General features: G+C 40.4%; 18 protein-coding genes. 7 read left to right on the top strand and 11 right to left on the bottom strand.

What is annotated here, in order from left to right:
- The first annotated feature begins 512 nt into the window (after positions 1-512).
- The 7 genes from ACYQ3L_RS05390 to ACYQ3L_RS05360 all read left to right on the top strand — a co-directional run bounded on the left by ACYQ3L_RS05390 (position 513) and on the right by ACYQ3L_RS05360 (position 10,832).
- A complete protein-coding gene (locus ACYQ3L_RS05390; RefSeq protein WP_379993772.1) occupies positions 513-3,635 on the top strand; it encodes a SusC/RagA family TonB-linked outer membrane protein in 3,123 nt (1,040 codons plus the stop codon).
- Between the two features lie 41 nt (positions 3,636-3,676).
- Positions 3,677-5,326 carry a RagB/SusD family nutrient uptake outer membrane protein gene (locus ACYQ3L_RS05385; protein ID WP_379993773.1) on the top strand — a complete coding sequence of 550 codons (1,650 nt, stop codon included), beginning with the start codon at positions 3,677-3,679 and terminating at the stop codon, positions 5,324-5,326.
- Positions 5,327-5,390: 64 nt separating this feature from the next.
- The gene (locus ACYQ3L_RS05380; RefSeq protein ID WP_379993774.1) at positions 5,391-6,590 is read left to right on the top strand and encodes a cation:dicarboxylate symporter family transporter; all 1,200 of its coding nucleotides are present in this window, start codon (positions 5,391-5,393) and stop codon (positions 6,588-6,590) included.
- Positions 6,591-6,871: 281 nt separating this feature from the next.
- A complete protein-coding gene (locus ACYQ3L_RS05375; RefSeq protein ID WP_379993775.1) occupies positions 6,872-8,455 on the top strand; it encodes a DEAD/DEAH box helicase family protein in 1,584 nt (527 codons plus the stop codon).
- Positions 8,456-8,464: 9 nt separating this feature from the next.
- Positions 8,465-8,866 (top strand): phospholipase D-like domain-containing protein, encoded by a 402-nt coding sequence (locus ACYQ3L_RS05370; RefSeq protein ID WP_379993776.1) that lies wholly within the window; start codon positions 8,465-8,467, stop codon positions 8,864-8,866.
- On the top strand, positions 8,863-10,167 hold the full coding sequence (locus tag ACYQ3L_RS05365; RefSeq protein ID WP_379993777.1) for a DUF3440 domain-containing protein: 1,305 nt from the start codon (positions 8,863-8,865) through the stop codon (positions 10,165-10,167). The genes ACYQ3L_RS05370 and ACYQ3L_RS05365 overlap by 4 nt, the downstream gene beginning before the upstream one ends.
- A 137-nt stretch (positions 10,168-10,304) precedes the next feature.
- The gene (locus tag ACYQ3L_RS05360) at positions 10,305-10,832 is read left to right on the top strand and encodes a ParB N-terminal domain-containing protein (RefSeq protein ID WP_379993808.1); all 528 of its coding nucleotides are present in this window, start codon (positions 10,305-10,307) and stop codon (positions 10,830-10,832) included.
- Positions 10,833-11,173: 341 nt separating this feature from the next.
- On the opposite strand, the gene ACYQ3L_RS05355 is transcribed toward ACYQ3L_RS05360, so the two are convergent.
- The 11 genes from ACYQ3L_RS05355 to ACYQ3L_RS05305 all read right to left on the bottom strand — a co-directional run bounded on the left by ACYQ3L_RS05355 (position 11,174) and on the right by ACYQ3L_RS05305 (position 22,164).
- Positions 11,174-12,082, bottom strand: a complete 909-nt coding sequence (locus ACYQ3L_RS05355) for a helix-turn-helix domain-containing protein (RefSeq protein WP_379993778.1) — start codon at positions 12,080-12,082, stop codon at positions 11,174-11,176.
- A gap of 31 nt (positions 12,083-12,113) precedes the next feature.
- Positions 12,114-12,878 carry an SDR family oxidoreductase gene (locus ACYQ3L_RS05350; protein ID WP_379993779.1) on the bottom strand — a complete coding sequence of 255 codons (765 nt, stop codon included), beginning with the start codon at positions 12,876-12,878 and terminating at the stop codon, positions 12,114-12,116.
- Between the two features lie 116 nt (positions 12,879-12,994).
- A complete protein-coding gene (locus ACYQ3L_RS05345) occupies positions 12,995-13,459 on the bottom strand; it encodes a TspO/MBR family protein (RefSeq protein ID WP_379993780.1) in 465 nt (154 codons plus the stop codon).
- 25 nt (positions 13,460-13,484) lie between these two features.
- Positions 13,485-13,916 carry a pyrimidine dimer DNA glycosylase/endonuclease V gene (locus tag ACYQ3L_RS05340; RefSeq protein WP_379993781.1) on the bottom strand — a complete coding sequence of 144 codons (432 nt, stop codon included), beginning with the start codon at positions 13,914-13,916 and terminating at the stop codon, positions 13,485-13,487.
- 3 nt (positions 13,917-13,919) lie between these two features.
- Positions 13,920-14,399 (bottom strand): glutathione peroxidase, encoded by a 480-nt coding sequence (locus ACYQ3L_RS05335; protein ID WP_379993782.1) that lies wholly within the window; start codon positions 14,397-14,399, stop codon positions 13,920-13,922.
- A gap of 103 nt (positions 14,400-14,502) precedes the next feature.
- Positions 14,503-14,865, bottom strand: coding sequence for a DUF1304 domain-containing protein (locus tag ACYQ3L_RS05330; protein WP_379993783.1), 363 nt, complete (start codon positions 14,863-14,865; stop codon positions 14,503-14,505).
- Between the two features lie 40 nt (positions 14,866-14,905).
- The gene (locus ACYQ3L_RS05325; protein ID WP_379993784.1) at positions 14,906-15,058 is read right to left on the bottom strand and encodes a hypothetical protein; all 153 of its coding nucleotides are present in this window, start codon (positions 15,056-15,058) and stop codon (positions 14,906-14,908) included.
- Positions 15,059-15,172: 114 nt separating this feature from the next.
- The gene (locus tag ACYQ3L_RS05320; protein ID WP_379993785.1) at positions 15,173-16,171 is read right to left on the bottom strand and encodes a malate dehydrogenase; all 999 of its coding nucleotides are present in this window, start codon (positions 16,169-16,171) and stop codon (positions 15,173-15,175) included.
- Between the two features lie 393 nt (positions 16,172-16,564).
- A complete protein-coding gene (locus ACYQ3L_RS05315; protein WP_379993786.1) occupies positions 16,565-17,533 on the bottom strand; it encodes a family 43 glycosylhydrolase in 969 nt (322 codons plus the stop codon).
- Positions 17,534-17,546: 13 nt separating this feature from the next.
- Positions 17,547-19,835, bottom strand: coding sequence for a GH92 family glycosyl hydrolase (locus ACYQ3L_RS05310; protein ID WP_379993787.1), 2,289 nt, complete (start codon positions 19,833-19,835; stop codon positions 17,547-17,549).
- A gap of 4 nt (positions 19,836-19,839) precedes the next feature.
- Positions 19,840-22,164: a glycoside hydrolase family 31 protein gene (locus tag ACYQ3L_RS05305; protein ID WP_379993788.1), complete on the bottom strand. Its 2,325-nt coding sequence runs from the start codon at positions 22,162-22,164 to the stop codon at positions 19,840-19,842.
- Between the last annotated feature and the right edge of the window lie 55 nt (positions 22,165-22,219).

Here is a 22,219-nt window from a genome sequence, read left to right as displayed (position 1 = left end):
AAACTGAAAATTTTATAATATAGATGAAGATATAAATCCCAGAAATATTAGGACGAATTTAAAGCTACTTCTCTTATATATATGTTTGATGCATGTGCACAAAATCCATTTATACCATAATCATGCGAGCAAAATACCATATATGCGGTATTTTACATTTTATTAAATGTATGTTAATTTGTATCGAAATCACTATGATAATATAAGTACGGCAAAAATGAAATCATTTTCTAAACAATCGACCCTTTCTTTTCAGGAGAGCACTAATTCCGGCACATTCTTTTGCCCAGCCCTTTCCGGCTTCGAAAACTTTTCTTCTTTCCGAATGCGAATGTGTTGCTGTTAATAGCAACATAAAATCTGGACTTATCAATTAAACTGTTCGGTTTTATATGGTTGGTAGCTTGTCTGTCAGCTATATGGAATAGATATATCCGTATATAAAAAACGAACACTTCCTTATCCGACGGCAAATGGCTTTGGAAGTGCTCTTGATAAACATTCATTTATCCATGGTAAAGATAACTAATTTCTTTAAAGGAAGTTATACTTCTTCCTTTTCTGTCAAAAAATGCACCTGCATTTTCCTGGTCCTATTCGTGTGTCCACTGGTCATTCATGCCCAGACAGCACTGACAGGATATGTCCTTGATGAAAAAACAAAAGAGCCGGTAACCGGAGCTACTATCGTTGAACAAGCTACAACCAACGGGAGCAGTACGGATGCCGACGGCCGATTTGAACTGAAAGTATCCGGCAGGTTTCCACTTAAACTGTCAATCCGTTTGATTGGATATAAAGGCCGGGAGGTCATTGTAAAGAACGCAACAGACCCTGTTAGCATACATCTTACCGAAGATATAAATGCTCTCAACGAGGTTGTCGTTGTCGGCTATGGAACACAACGAAGAAAAGAACTAACCGGAGCTGTAGCATCCGTTTCCAAAGCAACTCTGGAACAACCGGCTACTTCGGTAAACGAACTTCTGGGAGGGAGTATCGCGGGACTGAACGTCTCCCAAAATTCAGGGCAGCCCGGAACGGGGTCGGCTATCCGTATCCGTGGCGGGAATTCGATTTATGCAAGCAATGAGCCGTTATATGTGATAGATGGCTTCATATTCTTTAGCGAAAAAAATGCGACTCAGGCAGGTGTAGGTAATATTGATGGAAGTCTCGATCCTTTGGCGGCGATTAATCCTTCAGACATAGAATCGATAGAAGTTTTAAAAGACGTATCGGCAAAAGCCATCTATGGTTCCCGGGGAGCAAACGGAGTAATTCTTGTGACTACAAAAAAAGGTAAACGGGGAGGGAATACCATTCGCTACCAATATACCATAGGCGTAGATAAATCAGCGAAAAAGCTTGATCTGTTGACAGCTAAACAATGGCTCTCAATCCAGAAAGAATATTTCAACGATAAGCCCAGCCTGTATTATAGCCAGGAAGAGCTTGCTCAATTTGATAAAGGGACTGACTGGCAAAATGCAGTATTGCAGACCGGAATTTCACAAACCCATGAATTATCGGTCAGCGGAGGGGATGAGAAAACCCGCTACCTTATTTCAGGTAATTATACGGATCAAAAGGGCATTATCCTTAATTCAGGCTTCAAACGGTTTAGCGGGCGGTTGAATCTAGATAAAGAACTATATCAGAATCTGAAAGTTGGACTTACCGCCACGGTAAACAGAAGCACGCAGGATGCGCTCACTACTTTTGAAGGAGCCAATTATAACGATTCGCCTTATTCTCACGGGATAGCCAATTCACTTACTTATGCTTTATATATGCCTCCAGTATTATCCATCTACAATGCCGATGGAAGCTATAATTACAAGAATCCGTTCGAATATAGCTATCTGAGTTATTATGGTCAGGCTGCAAATCCCGTCTCGGACTTAAAGAACAGCATTGGGCAAACCATAAGCACATCGTTGTTGGGTAATTTCTTTGTCGAATACAATATCCTTAAAGAACTGAAGGCAAAGGTTAACGCAGGAGCAAATACTGATTATATTACACAAAACTATTTTGCCCCACCCTATACGGCACTGGGACTCAATCAGGATATCCGGGGGATGGGAGCCATTGGAAACAGGCGTACTGATGTTACTCAATATGAGTTTTTACTCTCATATACAAAACAGCTAAACCCGGTTCACTTTATAGACTTGCTAGCCGGATATACTTATCAGAATACGAAAACGGACTTTTCTGTAAGCAAGGCCAATCATCTCGAATCTTTCGATAATCTGGCTACAGGAAATGAGCTTCCTCCTATTTCGCGTAAGCAAAAAGCTTCATTCAACTCATTTCTGGGCAGAGCAAATTATATATTGCTGGAGCGGTATAACCTGACAGCAACATATCGTGCTGACAAATCTTCACGTTTCTCGAAAGGTCATGAATGGGGCTATTTCCCTTCTATAGGATTCTCATGGAATGTAAACGAAGAAGAATTCGCAAAGCCTCTTTCCCCGGCATTAAGCACATTAAAACTTCGTTTGACTTATGGGAAAGCGGGCAATCAGGAAATAGATTTCGACGAATACGAACAATATTTCAATACCGGAAGATATAATGGCGCTCCGGCTTACGACATGAAAAATCTGGGTAATTCTAATCTTAAATGGGAGACAACGACGGAATACAATGCCGGAATAGACGCCGGATTTTTGAATGACAGATTTACCCTGACAGCTGATGTTTATTATAAAAAGACACATGATTTACTACTCCGGATACCTGCTCCTTTAGGTTCGGGTACCAGCGAAAAGCAGATTGCCAACATTGGAAATGTTATTAATAAAGGATTTGAGTTCACCTTGAATGCGAAATTAGTAGAGCGAAAAAACTTTTCATGGTCTGCTTCGGCTAATATTGCCCGTAATATAAACCGCATCACAAGCCTGGGCGAATATGATGGATTGACCGAAGGAAACGATCAGGAACAAATTTTACGTGTAGGTGAGTCGGTCGGTTCTTTCTATGGCTACCGTTTTTTAGGAGTAGTGCAATCTGATGAGGATATTTCAAAACTGCCTACAATAGGAGGGCGGACTCCGCAACCCGGAGATGCTAAATTTGCCGACATAAGTAGTTCTGATGGAAGTCCCGATGGCAGGGTGACACCCGAATCCGACCGGGTAGTTTTAGGCAATATTCAACCTGATTTTACCTATGGTTTTTCCTCTTCAGCCTCTTATGGCAGCTTCGACTTTTATATTCTGTTGCAGGGTTCACAAGGCAATCAGGTTTACAATCTGCTAAGACGTTACCTTGAGCGTCCGAATGATTCTTATAACATGTCGGCGGCATTACTAAATAGCTGGACGGAGACCAATCCATCCAACACAATTCCTTATCTCGGTAGTACGCGTGCGACAGAACTGGATAGCCGGTATGTAGAAAATGCCTCATTCCTGAAATTAAGAAATGTGACGCTCGGCTATACAATCCCAATCAAAGTAAATTCCTCTTCAGCGAAAGTGCGTGTTTTCGCTTCTGCACGAAACCTTCTTACGATTACTAGATATAAAGGCTACGACCCGGAAGTAGCCAGTGGTGTAGATCTTGGAATTTACCCTTCTTCTAAAAGTTTTATGGCTGGAGTAAGCCTCACTTTTTGAATAGAAAATCTTGTTATTATAAACCCAAATTGATTGCTAAAATGAAAAAGAATCTGTTTTTTTCAATAGTGCTGTTTGCACTCTTTTCCATTGCATTGTTTTCTTGCAGTGATAATAATGATCCTGACGATGGAGGAGAAAATTCTTCTTCAGTGAAAACCAAAGCAGAAGCCGAGGCTCTTGCCAATGCGGTATATGGCCCGCTACAAACATTATCTTCGTCTTATTCATTCCTGTTGGAATCAGCTACAGAAACTACTATCTCATTTGAAGAGGTAGACGATTCCAAAGATGGGCCTCAAGTGAGTGTATTTGAAACAACACCGAGCAACTGGTACCCAATCAAGGTTTTTAACCGTTTGTATAAAAGTATTGGCGCAGCAAATCTGGCAATAGAGGAAATTGGCGCAGCAAGTACCAGCTCGAATCTGACAGAAACAGATAAAACCCTGTTGGTAGCGCGTTCCAAATTTATCCGTGGTTATAACTATTTCCAGTTGGTACAACTTTTCGGAGAAGTACCCCTGGTACTGACATCTAACAGTACAGAAAGAACGCGTGCATCTATTGATGTAGTGTATGATCAGATTGTTAAAGACCTGACAGATGCTTTACCTAATCTGCCTGAATTCGACAGTAATAAATCCAATCCTTCACAAGGAGCTGCAAACACAATTCTGGCAAAGGTGTATTTAACATGGGGGCAAAAGCCTCTTTCGCAATCTGAGGTTTCTGCAATTTCTGGTACGACCGATCCCACAAAACCGGCTCCCGATACGGAAAAGCTGCAAAAGGCTGTGGAATATGCAAATAAAGTGATAAACAGCGGTAGATATCAATTATTAGATAACTACAATGGTATATGGGGTGTGGCTAACGAGAATAATGCTGAAGTCATCTTCTCTATTCATCATGATGGAGATGGAATCGATGCACAAGGGAATCATCAGACACATTGCGGATTCACATGGCCTAAGAGTGCAAGAACCGATCCGCATATCAGCTATGCCGACATTACACTCGAAAACCGTATTCCCGACAATAACGATATACGTAAACTCTTCTCATATGCAACACGTATAGAATATACCGATGCTGTAGTAGATACATTGACCTGGCCGGTAAGTATTGTCCGTCCAGGCAAATGGATACATAGGACAACTGACGGAACTAAAGCTCTGGATGAACAGCCGAATAATATTGACCATATCGACTTCCGTTATGCAGAGGTACTGCTTATAAAAGCAGAGGCACTATTTTTCTCTAATAAAGCATCTGAAGCTTTACCTGTTGTAAATGAAATCAGAAAAAGAGCATTTGGAGGTCATTATGAGCATGGAGGAAAATTATCGGCTCTCACAAAAGAAGACTTGTACAACGAATGGGATTATGAATTTGCTTTTGAGCAAAAGCACTGGCTGAATTTAGTACGCTGGAGAACATTGCTATCTCAGGTGAAGAACACCGTGCCTAATTATGAATATTACAAACCTGAATATCAGTCGGCTACAACTATCAAGGCTGCGTTCCCAGAAATAGCAAATAAGATAAATGCCGCATTCTATGCCCGTGTACATAGCCACCTACACGCTAAAGTAGATAACTTACATGGAAAATTCTATCGTTTCCCTATACCGCTGAGTGAGGATTATACCAGCTTAGGTATTACTCCTCAGAATCCGGGCTACTAAAAATATTTCTAAAAACAAACCTGTGTTATCGTCTATTGATAGCACAGGTTTAATTCTTTTATAAATGAAAACTATAATTCTAAAAATAATATCGAATACAACTTTCAGGCTGCTTTTGTCCGTAGTTATCGGTATGCTGATCGGCATGTTTGCTAATGAAACCGTAATAAGCGTTATACTCCCCATAAAACATGTATTGGGACAGATCATATTTTTTCTGATACCCCTGCTTATTTTTGGCTTTATCACACCATCAATAACCAAGCTGAAAAGAAATGCATCGAAACTATTAAGTGTTTCCCTGATACTAGCCTATGCTTCATGTATCGGAAGCGCAACGCTGGCTGCTGTTGTCGGCTATAAGTTGATTCCACTTTTTGACATTGTACCTGCGACAGAGTCTTTGAAAGAGATCCCTGAAATGATATTCCGGTTGGATATACCTCCTCTTATGTCTGTCCTTTCGGCTTTAGTCCTTTCATTCATGCTGGGACTTTCTATTATATGGACGAAGTCGGATAAGATAGAGAGTGCATTATATGAGTTTCAGAATCTGGTATTTATAATGGTGAAAAGGTTTCTTCTACCGATATTACCATTGTTTATTGCTGCAAATTTTAGTGTACTGGCATATGAAGGGGCTTTAGCTTCAAGATTGCCTGTCTTTTTTGCAATACTGATTGTTACCGTTCTTTGTCATATCACGTGGATGACTATACTCTATAGTTCGGCTGGAATATATTCACGTAAAAATCCGTGGCATGTGTTGAAGTATTATGGGCCGGTGGTTCTCACTGCTTTAGGAACGCAGTCTTCAGCAGCAAGTTTGGGTGTAGCCATAGAACAAATAAAAAAGAGTCCTGTACTACGGAATGATATCAGGAATTTTGCAATTCCTTTATTTGGGAATATCCATTTTGTAGGATCAATCCTGGACGTTGTGTTTTTGTCCCTTGCCGTATCCCAATTATTGTATGGAACAATGCCGGGATTGGATAAGATGCTTATTTTTATTCCTCTCTTGGGGATATTCGCTATTGCTGCACCGGGATTGCCGGGAGGAACTCTCATAACATCACTGGGACTAATTCATGCTGTTTTGGGAATCGATGAAGCAGGAACGGCATTAATGATCAGCATTTTTGCTCTCCTTGATAGTTTTGGAACGACTCATAATATAACCAGTGACGGAGCTCTGACATTGATTCTTAGCTCCTATGCGGATAGGCATGAAGAGAGTTTAAATATTGAAGAACAGGACTAACAGACTGTTAAAGGATAATTACACAACTATATTTTACATTATGAGAGAGACTATTTAACAAATATATGATAATAAAATGGTGGGTGAATAGAGGTTTACTAGAATGTCAATAAAAATAAATATTCGATAAAATATTCATTTTAACAAACGGTGTTTTAATAAAAAATCCCGTAAATTTGATTGTTCGTAATCATACAACTCATAAACTAATGGTTGTACCACAATCTCTCATAGAATTATCTGATCGGATAAAGGGTTCAAAACTTTATCATAATACCTGTATGGATTGTCGTGTATATATCCCTTATACGCTGAATTATTCTCCATTCAGGGTAAGGATAAAAGCCTGCTTCGAGGTTGTAAACGACAGATTGAGGCTCAATGTGGATGTTTCTTCGAATGATTATACCCCTTCCTGGTGCAGGCAGGAGGCTACACGGATTAAACAGATACTTGAAGAGCAATTCCATGAGATCATATTCGATTGTGAGTTGATACACCGGAATATCCCCCTGGCTACCCGCCTGCGGGATGAACTCATCCCTGCCGTAGAAAACCTTATCCCCTATTATGGAAACGCCCTCCGGTTCCTGTGCAGCATGAAAGTATCCGTTTTACTGACAGGAAGATGGCAGGATAAATGGTTCCTGTCGCTATCCCTTGCCTGGATACGTTACCGGAATAACCGGATCGACAAATTATACTTATTCTTACCGAATGTACAGGTTCCCCTTTTGAAAAAAGAGATGGAGAGGCAGTGGCCGGGGATAACCCTTCCCGTATATCTTATCCCGGTAGAAAGTTTAAGTTTTAACATACAGGCTTATGAAAGCTTATTAAAGTCAGTAGATGCCCGGACTATGCTTGTGATCGATGACTGCCATCTGTTCAAATCACCCGACGCCATACGCTCCCGGCGCATGATGGATATCGCCGACCAGTGCAATTATAAACTGTTGATGACCGAATCATTGATTGTGAATAACATCCATGATATTTATATGCAGTACCGGATACTGAATAAGGATATACTCGGATATTACCGGTGGGACGATTTTTCCCGGAAGCATATTATTTACGGAGGGGTGGATGGTAAGCAGATATTAGGATATAAAAACCTGCCGTATCTGGTTGGACTGGCAGAACCCTATACTTACCCGGTCGATGAGAAAGGAGCCCCGGAAGCCGAGCCGGATGTCAGGACCTACATCTGTGAACTGACTCCTACTCAAAAAGAATCTTACAGGAGAAAAAAGAATGAACTGCTCTTACTCATTGAAAAATACGAAATACAGGTATATGATATTTTCAGGATCATGGGGGAAATGGAACGGATCGCGTGCGGTTATATTTCCACAGGCCATAAAAAGGATCATTATTACAATACCAATAAATTGCTTTTGCTGAAAAAACACGCATGCAAGGAATGCAGGTATGTTATATTTTGCAAGTACCTCTTTGAAGTGGACCTGCTGACAAGCTTCTGGGGGAGGAAATCCTGCGCTGTTTTCTGTGGCAGGAACAGAAGCGACAGGAGAACCGAAAGGACACAGTTCATGCGGAATAATAAACAGTATCTTATTTCCACATTGGGCATACAGGAAACATGCCTGGAAGGAGTCGGGGCACAATGCGAAATCATTTTCTTCAGCCTCTCTTTCAGGTACAGGAATTACAGGAGGGAACTCGCTTATATCAGGGAAAATGACACGGACCGGGATACCCCGGTAAAACGCTTTATAACCAACAGCGGGATTGACAGGAAGATCGTGGAGGCCCTGTCCCGCAAGGAAAAACTGGCGAATCAGGTCAACCGGCTGTTTACAGACCGGCAGAAACTGAGAGAATTTGCAGAAAGCTTATAAACTATACATATGACACACACTCATGATGAAATAAGGATAGAAAAAGTATGGGGTACGGATAACCGGCTGTATGAACTGATCGCTCCTTTTGTGATGAATCCGGAAGTTATCCGCCTGAACGGAGGCTATCCTTTCAAAAACACAGAAGACCACCTTTGGTATATTTCCGTCAAAGGGAAGAATATGGTTACCGGATTCATTTCCATTGTGAACGACCACCTGTGCAACGACTTTACCTGGCAGGATAAGGACTTATTACGGATATTGATAGAACGCGCCTTGATGGATGTAGAGAAAGGGACGCCCGTTACTTTCGTTGCCGACAATTCGGACCGGCCTCTCCTCGAAGAAATGGGCTTCTCTGTAGAAAAGCAGTGGACGAAGTATTTTAAAATGGTAAAGATCATATGAGCGGCTGTGAAAAGAATGTTTATGAGGTTACCCTGGAACGTACCGGATATATATTCTCGGAATTTGAGAATATATACCTGGCTTTCTCAGGAGGCAAAGACAGCGGGGTGATGCTCAATATTGTCCTCGACTATATGCGCCGGCACGGGATAAAGCGTAAAATCGGCGTGCTGTACATGGATGTGGAGGCTTCCTATAAAAGAACCGCCCGTTTTATTGAACGGATGTACCTCGATAACCTTGACCTTATCGAGCCCTATTGGGTATGCCTTCCGATGACGACTACCAATGCGGTTTCCATGTATGAGCCGTTCTGGATATTCTGGGACCCGGCTAAAAAAGATAAATGGGTACGTCCGATGCCGGAACATGACTTTATTATCAATAAGGATAACCATCCCTTTGATTTTTACAGGGAGAATATGACTTTCGAAGAGTTCACTCCCCTGTTCGGCGATTGGTATGCCCGGCAGCACGGGGATAAAAAGACCGCCTGCCTGATAGGTATCCGGGCGGACGAAAGCCTGAACCGTTATCATGCCGTCTCCCGGAAGGATAAGCTTTCCTATAAGGATAAAAGCTATTCAACCCGGATATCGGACAATACCTATAACTTTTACCCTATCTGTGACTGGCGCACAGAAGATATCTGGACATACAACGGCAGGTACCGCAAGCCCTATAACAGTATCTACGATTTGTTTTATATGGCGGGAGTGCCTTTGTCCGGGATGCGGATATGCGAGCCTTACGGGGATGAGCAAAAAGCCGGGCTAAACCTTTTCAAAGTATTGGAGCCCGAAACATGGGTAAGAGTAGTAGACCGTGTCAGCGGAGCCAACTTCGGGAATATCTATTGCGGGACCAAAGCGACGGGAGCCGGGAGGATAAGCCTTCCTCAGGGGCATACATGGAAAAGCTACTGTAAGTTCCTGCTGAGAACACTTCCCGGAGAAACCCGCAGGATATATACGGCCAAATTCATAAAGTTTATCCGTTACTGGAACAGGACCGGTTCTCCCGTCAGCGAGGAAGACATCCTCGAACTGGACCCGGATATGATCGTCAATACCCGGCAGTACAGTAAACGGGGAAAGGGTGACAAATATGTCGTGCGTTTCAAAACCATACCGGATGCATTGCCCGGCCTGGATAACAAAACGGATTTCCTCTCGTGGAAACGTATGTGCATGGCTATCCTTAAAAATGATATTACGTGCAGGACACTGTCTTTCTCGATGACAAAGAAGCAGATATTAAGGCAACAGGAATTAATCCGGAAATACGAAGAAATGCTATGAAAAATCAAAATGAAGAAAATTATGTTTTTCAACAAATGACTGCATCTATATGCCGGTATATAAAAGACATGAAAGATACGGATGAAAAAATAGACACCCTGAATTATGTCCGCTCAATGTTGCACGAAGTGAGCCCGATGAAACACCATCCGGTAGACTTCGTCGCATGGGAAAGATCGGAAAACATAGAAGGCAACGACTATAACCCGAACAGTGTTGCCCCGCCGGAAATGGCCTTGCTGGTTACGTCCATCGAGGAAGACGGCTATACCATGCCTGTTGTCGGCAGTCCGGAAAAGGATATCATCCGGATCGTGGACGGGTTTCACCGCAGGAAGGCTGAGCGCAAGTCCCGGAAGATATCCCAAAGTACACAGGGCAGGCTTCCTGTAACTTATATCCGTGAGTCCAGGCGGGAATTAAGTGAAAGGATGGCTTCAACCATACGTCATAACCGGGCCAGGGGCACCCATGACATAACCCTGATGTCGGAAATAGTAAGGGAACTGATCTCTATAGGGAAATCCGGCACATGGATATCGAAACATATCGGGATGGACATGGATGAAATCCTGCGGTTAAAGCAATTGACCGGTATTGCGGAACTGTTTAAAGACCGGGAGTTTTCGGTAAGGACAATAGACGGAAAGCCGGATAGAGAGTAAATGACCGGATAATTTAAAGATATTAGATAATCAGGACTTGTGTTTCCTGCTTAAGGTGTCAAACTGCACTTTGCAACAGTACCGGGACGATGGCAGCCTTCCCTTCTTTAGGGTAAAAGCTAAAATCTACTATCGGCATCTGAGATACGGGATTTTATAAGGAGTAAAGGCACAATCCAAAAGATCAATCTATTCGAGAAAGCAACCCGAAATCGAACCTAAACCCACAATAAAATTTTTCTCCTTTTGACGAATGCCCTTTCATAAAACCACGAAGGGTTTCGACGGAAGGAGGGAAATTTCTTTCATAAACTTGATCTGGCAGCAAATGAGAAAATAGTTTATACTTCATTCTTTCTAAATACCTTCGGAGTAGCCTGCTCACTCTTTTTGAAGAACTTAATAAAATGTGACGGATCTTCGAATCCCAAACAGAAAGCTATCTCATTGATCGTCCAGTTGGTATGTTTCAGTAAGGCTCTTGCTTCCAAGGCAATCCGTTCTGAGATCAATAGCTTTGTTGTTTTTCCTGTGACTTCTTTCAGTACCTTATTCAGATGATTGACATGGATATTTAGCTGCTGTGCATAGTCACCGGGAGAATGAAGCCGGATACTTTGTATTGTTGATTCTATCGGAAACTGCCTTTCCAGTAGTTCGAGGAATAAAGATGTGATTCTGTCAGATGCGTGAAACTCTTTGTGCCCAACAGGACGCATTATAGCAGGCCGCATCTTCAAAGCGGTGTGAATAATTTCTGTAACCAGATTTCGAAGGACATCGTATTTATAGATATAATCGGAATTAATCTCCGAGAACATCTTGTTATAAATTATCCGTACTTGCCTGAACTCTTCATCATTCAGATCCAAGATAGGTATTCCATGAGGCTGAAACAAAGGATAGGCTTTAAAATCGCCATATCCTTTGAAAAAGTCTTCCGTGAAAACACAAAATGCGCCTGTCTTATCCAGACTCAAAGGTTCCCAGTTATAGGGAACCTGAGGATTTGCAAACAACAGCATATTATTTTCTACAACCAGCGTTTTGTCGGCATAATGAACAGTATTGCTACCGGATATCAGGCTTATCTTATAGTAGTCTTTGCGGCTGTATGGGATAGTATGATCAGGCTGTATATAATCATCCAGAGAAAAGACATTGAACTGGCCTATCTTCCCGATAATCTCACTAGGTAAGATCCCTAATTTAATGCGATAAAAGTCTGCTAATGACAATGCCTTCTCCATTATAATATAAGCTTAAGTATTCTTTTTCTTTTCAAATATTTTGACCTCCGGAAACCTCGATCCGCTGGGCATTCACCCATCGTGCGTCATCAGTACATAAAAATGCAACTACTCCGCCAATATCCTCGGGCAAACCGACTCTTCCTAGTGGGATGGTACTAGCGGTTATTTTATTGACTTCCTCGTTGTCTCTGACAATACCTCCGCCAAAATCGGTGGCTATAGCACCAGGAGCAACGGCATTAGACCGAATACCTCTGGCTCCAAGTTCTTTTGCCTGATATCTTGTTAATACCTCAATAGCTCCTTTCATAGATGCATAAGCGGAATATCCGGGCCGGGAGAAACGTGCCAGACCGGTTGAGATATTGATGATACCGCCACCGTCTTCGAGTATGTTCAATGCTTTTTGAGTAAAGAAATAAACACCTTTGAAATGGATATTAAAAAGACTGTCGAAATCCACTTCGGTTGTTTCGGCAAAAGCTGAATTAATTCCGATGCCTGCGTTATTTACCAAATAGTTTATTTTCTGAATACCAAACTTTACAGACAATTCCTGCTTAAGTAATTCGAAAAAAGAATCGAAGCTTTTTACATCGGCAGTATTGAGTTGGAGAGCAATGGCTTTCTGTCCGAGTTGCTCTATCTCTGCGATTGTCTCCAAAGCACTTTCTTTTTTACTGTTGTAGGTAAGGACTACATCCAGTCCTTTTCGGGCTATATTTAAAGCCATATTCTTGCCTAGTCCACGGCTACCGCCTGTTACTAATGCGATTTTTGATTGTTGTGACATAATTCAATAGTTTTAATTACAACACAAAGATACTGGTATATAGCTCATTGATACTGTATGATTCAATCCGCTTATGGTAAAAATCAAATAATTCATTAACCTCTCTATAAAAGACGTTAGTTGTATATCAGAATATAAGCATTTAGATATGTTGCTAAAGACAAACAAAGGATATAAGGAACAAACAATATTCCACTAATTCTGTTTGTGGGACAACATTTGAGAGCATAGTATAAAACAGCCAGATCCAACAAGATAATATTGATAAAACCTAAAAGAAGATTTTGCAGATAGAAGAATGAAATGCTCCATGTAAAATTAAGGAACAACTGAACAGCAAATAATGAAGTCAGAAATTTCTTGTTCCGTCCTTTTGAATTTAATATCAAACCAATAGAAATACCCATACATAGGTATATTATACTCCAAGCAATAGGAAAAGCTATATTGGGAGGAGTTATTTCCGGTTTATTCAATGTCGGATACCATGTTTGTATAGATTCCGATTGAAAATAACTGGCTGTGAATCCGACTAAAAAACAAATTATTACAGGAAGTAATATGTATAAAAATTTTCTCATAGAATATTAATTCTTGTTATTGCTATTATGTTATGATCTCCCAATCCTCGACTTCTCCTTCTATCGTTTCGAATAGAGGATGTGGTTTTAGCTCAGTTAATACTGGTAACTTCACTAAAAATTCCGGACTTCGTTTCTGGAGTTTTCGCCTCAGATGTTCATACTCATATTCCAATTGCCCTTTCGTAACGGGAATTGAAGGAATATTTTCAATCACACGAATCTTTTCTTTATTGTATGAAAAGTTCCTTCTCACAGCTTCTTTGTATATTTCGGTAAGGAAAGCATCAATGTAAAGATTTGGATCAGGGCTATTCTTAAAACGAATCAGCTGAGGATGATTCGCATATCCCTTTGTATTACCCAAGAGCACATTCTTAGCCAATAACCCTTCACGCCAGGAGGCATTAAGCCCAGCCGAATCAAGATACTGAGGATGTAAAGACCATAACCGCATGTATTATTTTGCTAAGAGTTTTTCGATAGTCCCGGCAATCTTTGACGGGTTAGTTATCGGAGCATATCGGTCAATGACATTTCCTTCTCTGTCGATCAGGAACTTCGTAAAGTTCCATTTTATAGAATCGCCTAGGATTCCTTTGCTATTTTGCTTCAGGTATTTATAAAGAGGATCTGCATTATCTCCGTTTACCTCAATCTTGCCAAATGTGGTAAATGTAGTTTTATACTTCATTCCGCAGAAAGAGGTAATTTCATCATTGGTTCCGGGAGCCTGTTTTCCAAACTGATTGCACGGAAAATCCAATATCTCAAAGCCCTGATCCTTATATTTAAGATATAGATCCTGTAAATCTTTATACTGAGGGGTAAAACCACATGCGGTAGCAGTATTAACAATCAGCAGCACCTTTCCTTTATAGTTGGATAACGGAACATCATTGCCTTTGCTATCCTTTACGGTAAAATCATATATACTCATAATATACTTGTTTTACCATATACAACAATCTCAAACGATTTTAGATTAGATTGTGATAATTTTTATTGAAATATCCTTTATTCGTTTCATGTATAAACTTTCATCATTTCAAGAATAAGACAACAATTGCAATCAGAGCAGGTAAAGCCTGCTTAAAGAAGATTGATTTCTGAGCAGTGATAACTCCATAAATTCCTGCAATAGCGACACAGCTAAGAAAGAACAATGCTGTATTCTGGCTCCAGTCCGGACTGTCAATCAGCAGAGACCAGATAAGCCCGGCTGCCAGAAAACCATTATATAAACCTTGATTAGCAGCCAGTCCTTTAGTTTTCTCGAATAATTCATCCGGTATACTTTTGAAAGTCTTTCGCCCTTTTGTTGTCCATGCAAACATTTCAAGCCAAAGGATATAAATATGCTCAAGAGCCACAAGCCCTATTAATATTTTAGATAATATTTCCATCTGTTTTTCTTTAAAGAATATTACCCTACGAAGTAAAGATTTATTTTTCAAGATAATTATTACATTCTTCGTCTTTTTTGTTTTTTGCGTCGGATTTCTTCTTCCCTCTCTTTCTCACAGGCAAAGTTTCCCGCTGACCTTTCTTTAATGGAATCAGGTTGAATTCCCGCTCCAGTTCCTTACAGATTTTCATCGACCTTGCTACTTCATAACTGTCGTTTATCTTTTTACCTGTTTCATCTATCCGTAATGAAATGATATGCAGATGCTGCCTTTGGATGTCGGAGTGCTTTTATAATATTATTGGCTATAAATTAGAATTTATAGAGCTCCATTTATCAATTGCAGGAATCACCCCCGATCTAATGAGTTCATCTCTCAGGCTGCACAAATGTCCATAGCTTTGCTGTAAGGCTTTATGCTCTCCGGGCGTACCTCCCACCGGTTGGTAATGTACACCATTTGTATCAAGCTTAGTTTCCATAGCCATCATAATATTGGAAAATTCGCCATTTGAAACATATACGCCCACAGGCCAGTCAAATTTCTCACCTCCCATAACGGCCTGTATCATTTCCAGTGACAGGTATGCCGGACTTTGAAATGAGGAACGCCCTCTTAATTCTATTATTCTTTTGCCTCCCTGAATGACTTTCTCTTTGATATCACTCCACTCATTACTGGTCAAAACAGATGTTCCGATTAAACTATTCAGAGGCTCTGAGTTAACAGTTGCCGTAGATGAAAATACAGCCATTTGCTCCCCGTGTCCTCCGTAAGTTCTACAATTGACGACCTTATCAGGATGAATATTAAAATGTTTGGCTAATTCATTCCGCAACCTGGTACTATCCAAAGCTGCAAGAGTAGATACTTGTGAGGGCTTTAGTCCCGAATATAATAAAACCAGCAGCCCTGTTATATCTGCCGGATTAAATATGACCACAACATGTTTTACATCCGGACAGTATTGCTTAATGTCTTTTCCAAATTGTATCGCAACTTCCGCATTTCCTTTCAACAGGTCTTCGCGTGTCATACCTTCTTTCCGCGCCGCTCCTCCCGATGTAATAATATATTTGCTGTCTTCTAAAGCTTCGCGGATATTACTTGTATAAGTAATGTCTATACCCTTCAACCCACATTGTAGCAGTTCTTCCGCTACGCCTTCCAAGCCTTTGGCATATGGGTCGTATAAACAGATGTTAGAAGATAGGCCCATAAGGATAGCTGACTGAGCCATATTCGAACCAATCATTCCGGCAGCACCGACTATTGTCAGTTTTTCAGATGTAAGAGTTTTCATATTATTTATTATTTTGTTGTTACAAATATACCTGATTTTTCAAGATCCCTCATCCTTTAAAACATTTATAGGTTATAATAAAAAGTCATAGCGTTATATATCATAATAGAGATGAAGTAAAATATGGGATTATCTATCTTATTGTTCAAACAAAACTCAATGAATTTGTCAATTAATCCATCTGACTGTCCTTGAGGATATGTGATGTTGGGCATTAGATTGACATTCAAATATTTAACATCAACCTATTATTATCCATAGAGTATCGACCCTGACAGTTCGCTATCATCCCTATACTTAAAGATTTCGCAGAATAGGAGAAAGATAAGGTAATAAATAAATTAAAATACCGGATATAGATAAACAATAAAAATACTCACTAAAAAAATGGGGTCATCGGGCAGACTCCTGTGCTTTTTCAGGTAAAAATTTTTCGCCAAGAGTCTGTACCACCTTTTGTATTGTTCCATCTTGATTAAAATAAAGTTTATCAAAACAAACTGACCGGAGATTTCCTCTTCCCGACAATATACTATTATGGTAAAAAGCATACCATTGACCTTTATATTCTACAACAGAGCCATGGCTGGTATCACAACCTGTAGGATATAGATAAACACCCTGATAAGTCCATGGACCCAACGGATTATTACTCGTTGCATAGTTCAGACGGTTTGCACCTTTTCCATTTTCTCTGTTATTATCGGAATAAGCAAGATAATAAATCCCATTTCTTTTGAAAACCCATGCCGCTTCATGAAAATCATCCAGTCCTTCCATAAATACCAATGAATCCTCCAACGCTATCATGTTGTCTTTCAGCTTTGCTCCTGCACAACGTCCACCACCTCCATAATAAAAATAGCCCTGCCCATCATCGTCTACGAAAACACACGGATCAATCATCGCATAGTTATCATCACCCAGATTAAGATATCCTTTTACACTAAAGCCGCTGGCTGGATTCTTACTGGTAGCTATGCCAACTTTCCATGTTTTGTTCCACTCCGTTCCACTAGGATGAGGAAAATAGAAATAATATACCCCATTCTTATATGCACAGTCGGGGGCCCACATAAAACCTCCTTCGGGTCTCCCCCAGGAGACTTGCGATGCACGAAGGATCTCACCATGATCTATCCAGCTTATCATATCGTCAGTTGAAAAAACATGGTACTGATCCATTAAATCACATCCTCTGGGAGGAGCTATATCATGTGAAGCATATACATAAAGTCTGCCATCTTTCCAAACATGCGCTGACGGATCTGCCGTATACATATGCCGGATGAATGGATTATCCTGTGCAACACAAAACAGAGAAGCTATGAACAGGTTTATTAAAACAACGGTTTTTCTCATTTTCATATTTATTTTACGGTATAATCTTTTCAGCTGAAGGGGGAACATTATCCATAGAAGCCCCCCAGGCAGTATTGGCCTTATCTCCCATTACAAGAACGAGCTTCCCGCCGTTTTCTATATCTTTGTGGCTAAACCAGGGCTTGTCCCAATCTTTGCCATTTAGTATGGCAGACTGTATATATTTATTATCCCGAGTGCAGTTTTTGGCCTCTATTTCAAAGACTTTTCCATTTCCGATATTAATCTTCACATTTTCGAAAACAGGGGAACCTATATTATAAGTCGGAGAACCCGGGGTAAACGGATAAAAACCCATTTGCGAGAAGACCACGAATGCAGATAGTCCTCCACCATCTTCATCTCCAGGAACTCCCATCAAATCATTTCTGAACCACTGATCTAACAGATTCCGTATACGTTTCTGAGTCTTCCAGGGTTGTCCTGCATAGTTATAGAGATATGGTATATGTAAAGAAGGTTCATTTGCCATTGAGAATTGTCCGACATTCCCGGTTTGATCTGGGAGCTGAGCGTAGAACTGAAATTTACTTTTACCTAACGGTTCCCGGAAAGTCTGATCCAGATTGTGAATAAATTTTTCAGCCGACCCCATCAGTTCCATTAAATCCGCCGGGTTATGAGGAACATCCCATCTATATGTCCATCCATTATTCTCATCGTAGTAATCCCGGGCTCCTTGTCCGCCGGAAAAACGATAGTCAAATGGCATTATGAAATTCCCATTTTTATCCTTGGGATGGAAAAAACCTGTTTCTTTATTATAAAGATTATGATAATTATAGGAGCATTTCAGGAAATCGCGATAGTCATCGTCTTTCCCGAGTTCTTTGGCTATTTGCGATAAACACCAGCCATCATAACATGCTCCCAGGGTTACAGCAACAGATTGGCGCTTTTCTCTCGGATTTACTTCTTTTACATATTCATCCTCTCCTTCCTGTAAAGCCGGGAAATATCCTTTTTCCTGATAAAACGAATCCAACACGGTATTAGCCTGCTTGGTCCATGGCAATAGCGATTTTTCCGTCAGAGCGCTTTTACATGCATTATAAGCCGCTTCCAAATTAAACCCCCGCAATCCTTTACAATAAGCGTCCCATACTACAGCCACAGCGTGATTTCCATTCATGCGATGACTATCACCCGTTATTTCGGGAAACGTAGGCATCCATCCGTTTGGGGCTTGCTGGGCCATCCGCACATACGAATTTATCATATTTACCTCTGCATCAGGCTCAATCAGAATGCGTAAAGGATGCGCCGCACGGTAAGTATCCCAAATCCAGTCATCGGTATAAAAAGGAACCCCTTCGTCACTGTGTACTTTATTATCCGTCGCACTATAATAATATCCGTCTTCTGATATATTAATCATCCTTTCATAAACACGGTAAAGCGAAGTGTAAAACACGGATTTATCATTGTCTGATCCGCCTTTAACCTCTATTTTATTCAAGGCTTTGTTCCATATATTACGGCCAATTTCTGCTATTTCACCTACATTATAGGTATTTATTTCTCTCCGCAAACTTTTTTTTGCCTGCTCTATGCTTATAAAAGAGATACCATAACGCAGATTAATTTGCTTCCCGGGAAATTCTAAAGCTATAGCCTCATTTTCCCCTTCAACAAATGTCCGGTTATAATTAATTGCAGATAATTGTTTGTCGAATGTCCCGATATTTTTTACAGGCCGTTCTGTCTCCATGTATAAATATACTTTTGTGGGACCAGCCCCGATCAATTGCCATCCCTCAAGACCACTCCCATTTGCCTTTAGTTGTCCGTTGCGGGTATTAATAATTAATTTATTCAAACCCTCTTCCTGAAAAGTAAAATTATATACTCCAGACTGGTGAGACGGTGCATAATCTACTTGTATTTTCTCTTCATCTAAATAGACAGAATAACGGTAAGGCGTTATTTTCTCATTATCATATGTGTAATTTATCACCGGAGCGAAATGGGAAGATCTGTCTCCGACCGATACAGGACTGATATTGAATGCGGAACTCCCTCTATGACTTGTAACTATTACGGGCAATCCGGTAATCACATTGGAAGTATAATCCCTCCTCTCGGGATATACTCTCAGCATACTATTAGGCAGATGTACTGTGGGAAAAGTCGGCACTAACATATGACTTATATTCCCCATATATACGTTGACATAATCAACCGGAGTTTTTTCATTATCGTAATCTCCAATCGACGCGATACATGAGGAGAAAAGAGATATCAAGGCCAATATACCTGATATTTTGATTTGTTTTATCATAATATTACAATTTTAATGTTTGCTTGAACCCGGTGTATTTTACAACTTTTTTCACAGGTACCGAATGTATATTTTCATACTCACCATCAATAAGAACCAGTTGAAACTCTTGAGATTTTCCCTTGTTATAATTACCTTTCTGAGTATCTATGACCAACTCATTCATCTTATCATCCCAATAAAAAGGTATATAGGCATAACTGTTGTTCTTGTATTCGTATGATTTACCATCATCCTTATAAAGTTCGAATTTACCGTCACTTCCTTTATAGATAAGAATTTTAATTATATCATCGGGGGTATTCGTTTTGTCACTATCCTTATAAACCGGGACAATTGCTCCTGATTTTATATAAAGAGGTATTTTGTCTTTCGATGCAGCGGCAACGATATTTTGTCCTCCGTTGTAAATTTCCCCAGTCCAGAAGTCTATCCATTTATTACCTCCTGGCAAATAAACATCTCTGGAGGCAACCCCGGCACTCAATACAGGACACACAAGAAATGACGGTCCGTACATAAACTGATCTTTACAGTCCTGTATATTTTTATCTCCGGGAAAATCAAATGCCAACAATCGCATCGGTGTATAGTCTTTGTGAGTAACATCTCCTGTAAGGGTGTATATATAAGGCATAAGAGTGTATCTCAGATTAATGTACCGGGTACAAATATCCTGCACTTCTTTTCCATAGGCCCATAGTTCGTTCGGAGCTTTAGTATCACCCGGATAACGGCGTCCATGGCTTCTAAATACAGGACAAAAGGTTCCATATTCGAACCAGCGCATAAATAATTCCCGATATTCTTCCTCTCCGGGATCTCCGCCCGAATACCCCCCGATATCAGTTGTCCAATAGGGTATGCCGGTAGCAACAAAATTTAGGCCTGCTGTAATCTGTTTTTGCAATTCATCAAAAGTCGTCGGTATATCCCCAGACCAGATAGCTGCTCCGGTTCTTTGCTGGGACGCCCACGCGCAACGTGTAAGAATGTATGGACGCGTGTTTGGATATAACTCCAGTAAGTTATTATAAAAATTTTCGACATGTAACAACGGATATAAATTTCTTACAGTTACCGCCGGGCCTGCAAATGTATTAACGGGAAGAAATGAACTGACATGATCAGGCTCCGGCCCGTCAAGAAACCAGCCGTCCAGTCCTGTTTTTACAAGCGGAAGAATCTGTTTCCAATAAATCTGTCTTGCTTCAGGGTTAAATACATCATAGATCATTCCATCCAAAGCTCTGGCACCATCCAGCAACATCCCTTTCGATTCTAATTCATCATAATGGGCAGTCCCTTTCTTGAATGCCGGCCAAACTGTTATGACTGCTTTGGTCTGATATTTATCATGTAATATCTTTAACATACCCCCTGGGTCGGGAAAAATCGTTTCATCAAATTTATGTGAACCTGTGCCATATCTCTGCCAGTAAAAATAATCGATAAAGATAGAACTCATCTGTATATCTTCATGATTCATTTTTTCAGCAATATTCAGCACCTCGTCCTGTGTCGCATATTTATTGCGACTCTGATGATAGCCGAGAGACCAATAAGGAATCATCGGAGCTTTACCTGTCAATTGGCGATAGGATGAAATAAGCTTATCAAGAGTATTTCCGGTAAACAGGTAATAATCCAGTTTATTCCCAAAATCGGAAACGAAGCTCATCCCCTTCGCATTGTCCTCAAAAACAGTACGTGACGGATTATCCCAAAATAAGCCCCACCCGGCGGTCGAGTAAATAACAGGTACGGCAGCCTGAGTGTTGAATTGTACTAATTCCCGTTTTTTCCCACGTAGATTCAAAGCGTTATCCCTGAATTGTCCCAAACCATAGAGAGCTTCATCCGGCATCATTTTGAATAAACAACGGGGAGCTATCGAATCTTCTTTGACAGGCTCTCTTTTATTACTCGCTTCCTTTAGTAATAACTTGCCTTCCGAATTATAAAAGCTATAATTCCCAGTAAACTTATGCAGTACGAACTTATATTTATCAGTAATCAAAATCAAATCATTATCGTCTTCTTCGACCTCAAAATCAGCGGAAGGAAAGTCTTCAATTACCGCATAACTACTTTTATCTTTGTTCTGGTTTAAAGGAGTAAGATGAAAATGTAAAGCTCCGAAATCATACGGTTTCACGGTTAATGTTCCTTCGACGGTTTCTATTGTAAGAATATTATTCTTTCTTTCCCATGAATTTACATAAATATCCCAGGCAGGAATATAAGGTTCATCCAGAGTGTTGGCAACTATAGGTATGCTTATACTTAAGATAAAAAGAGGAATTAATAAAATAATTTTTTTTTTCATTACATATTTATGGTTAAACTGATATGATGTACTATGATTTCTATGAAAATAATAT

Source organism: Dysgonomonas termitidis (genome assembly GCF_054657735.1).
This window is presented reverse-complemented; position numbering and strand designations above follow the sequence as displayed.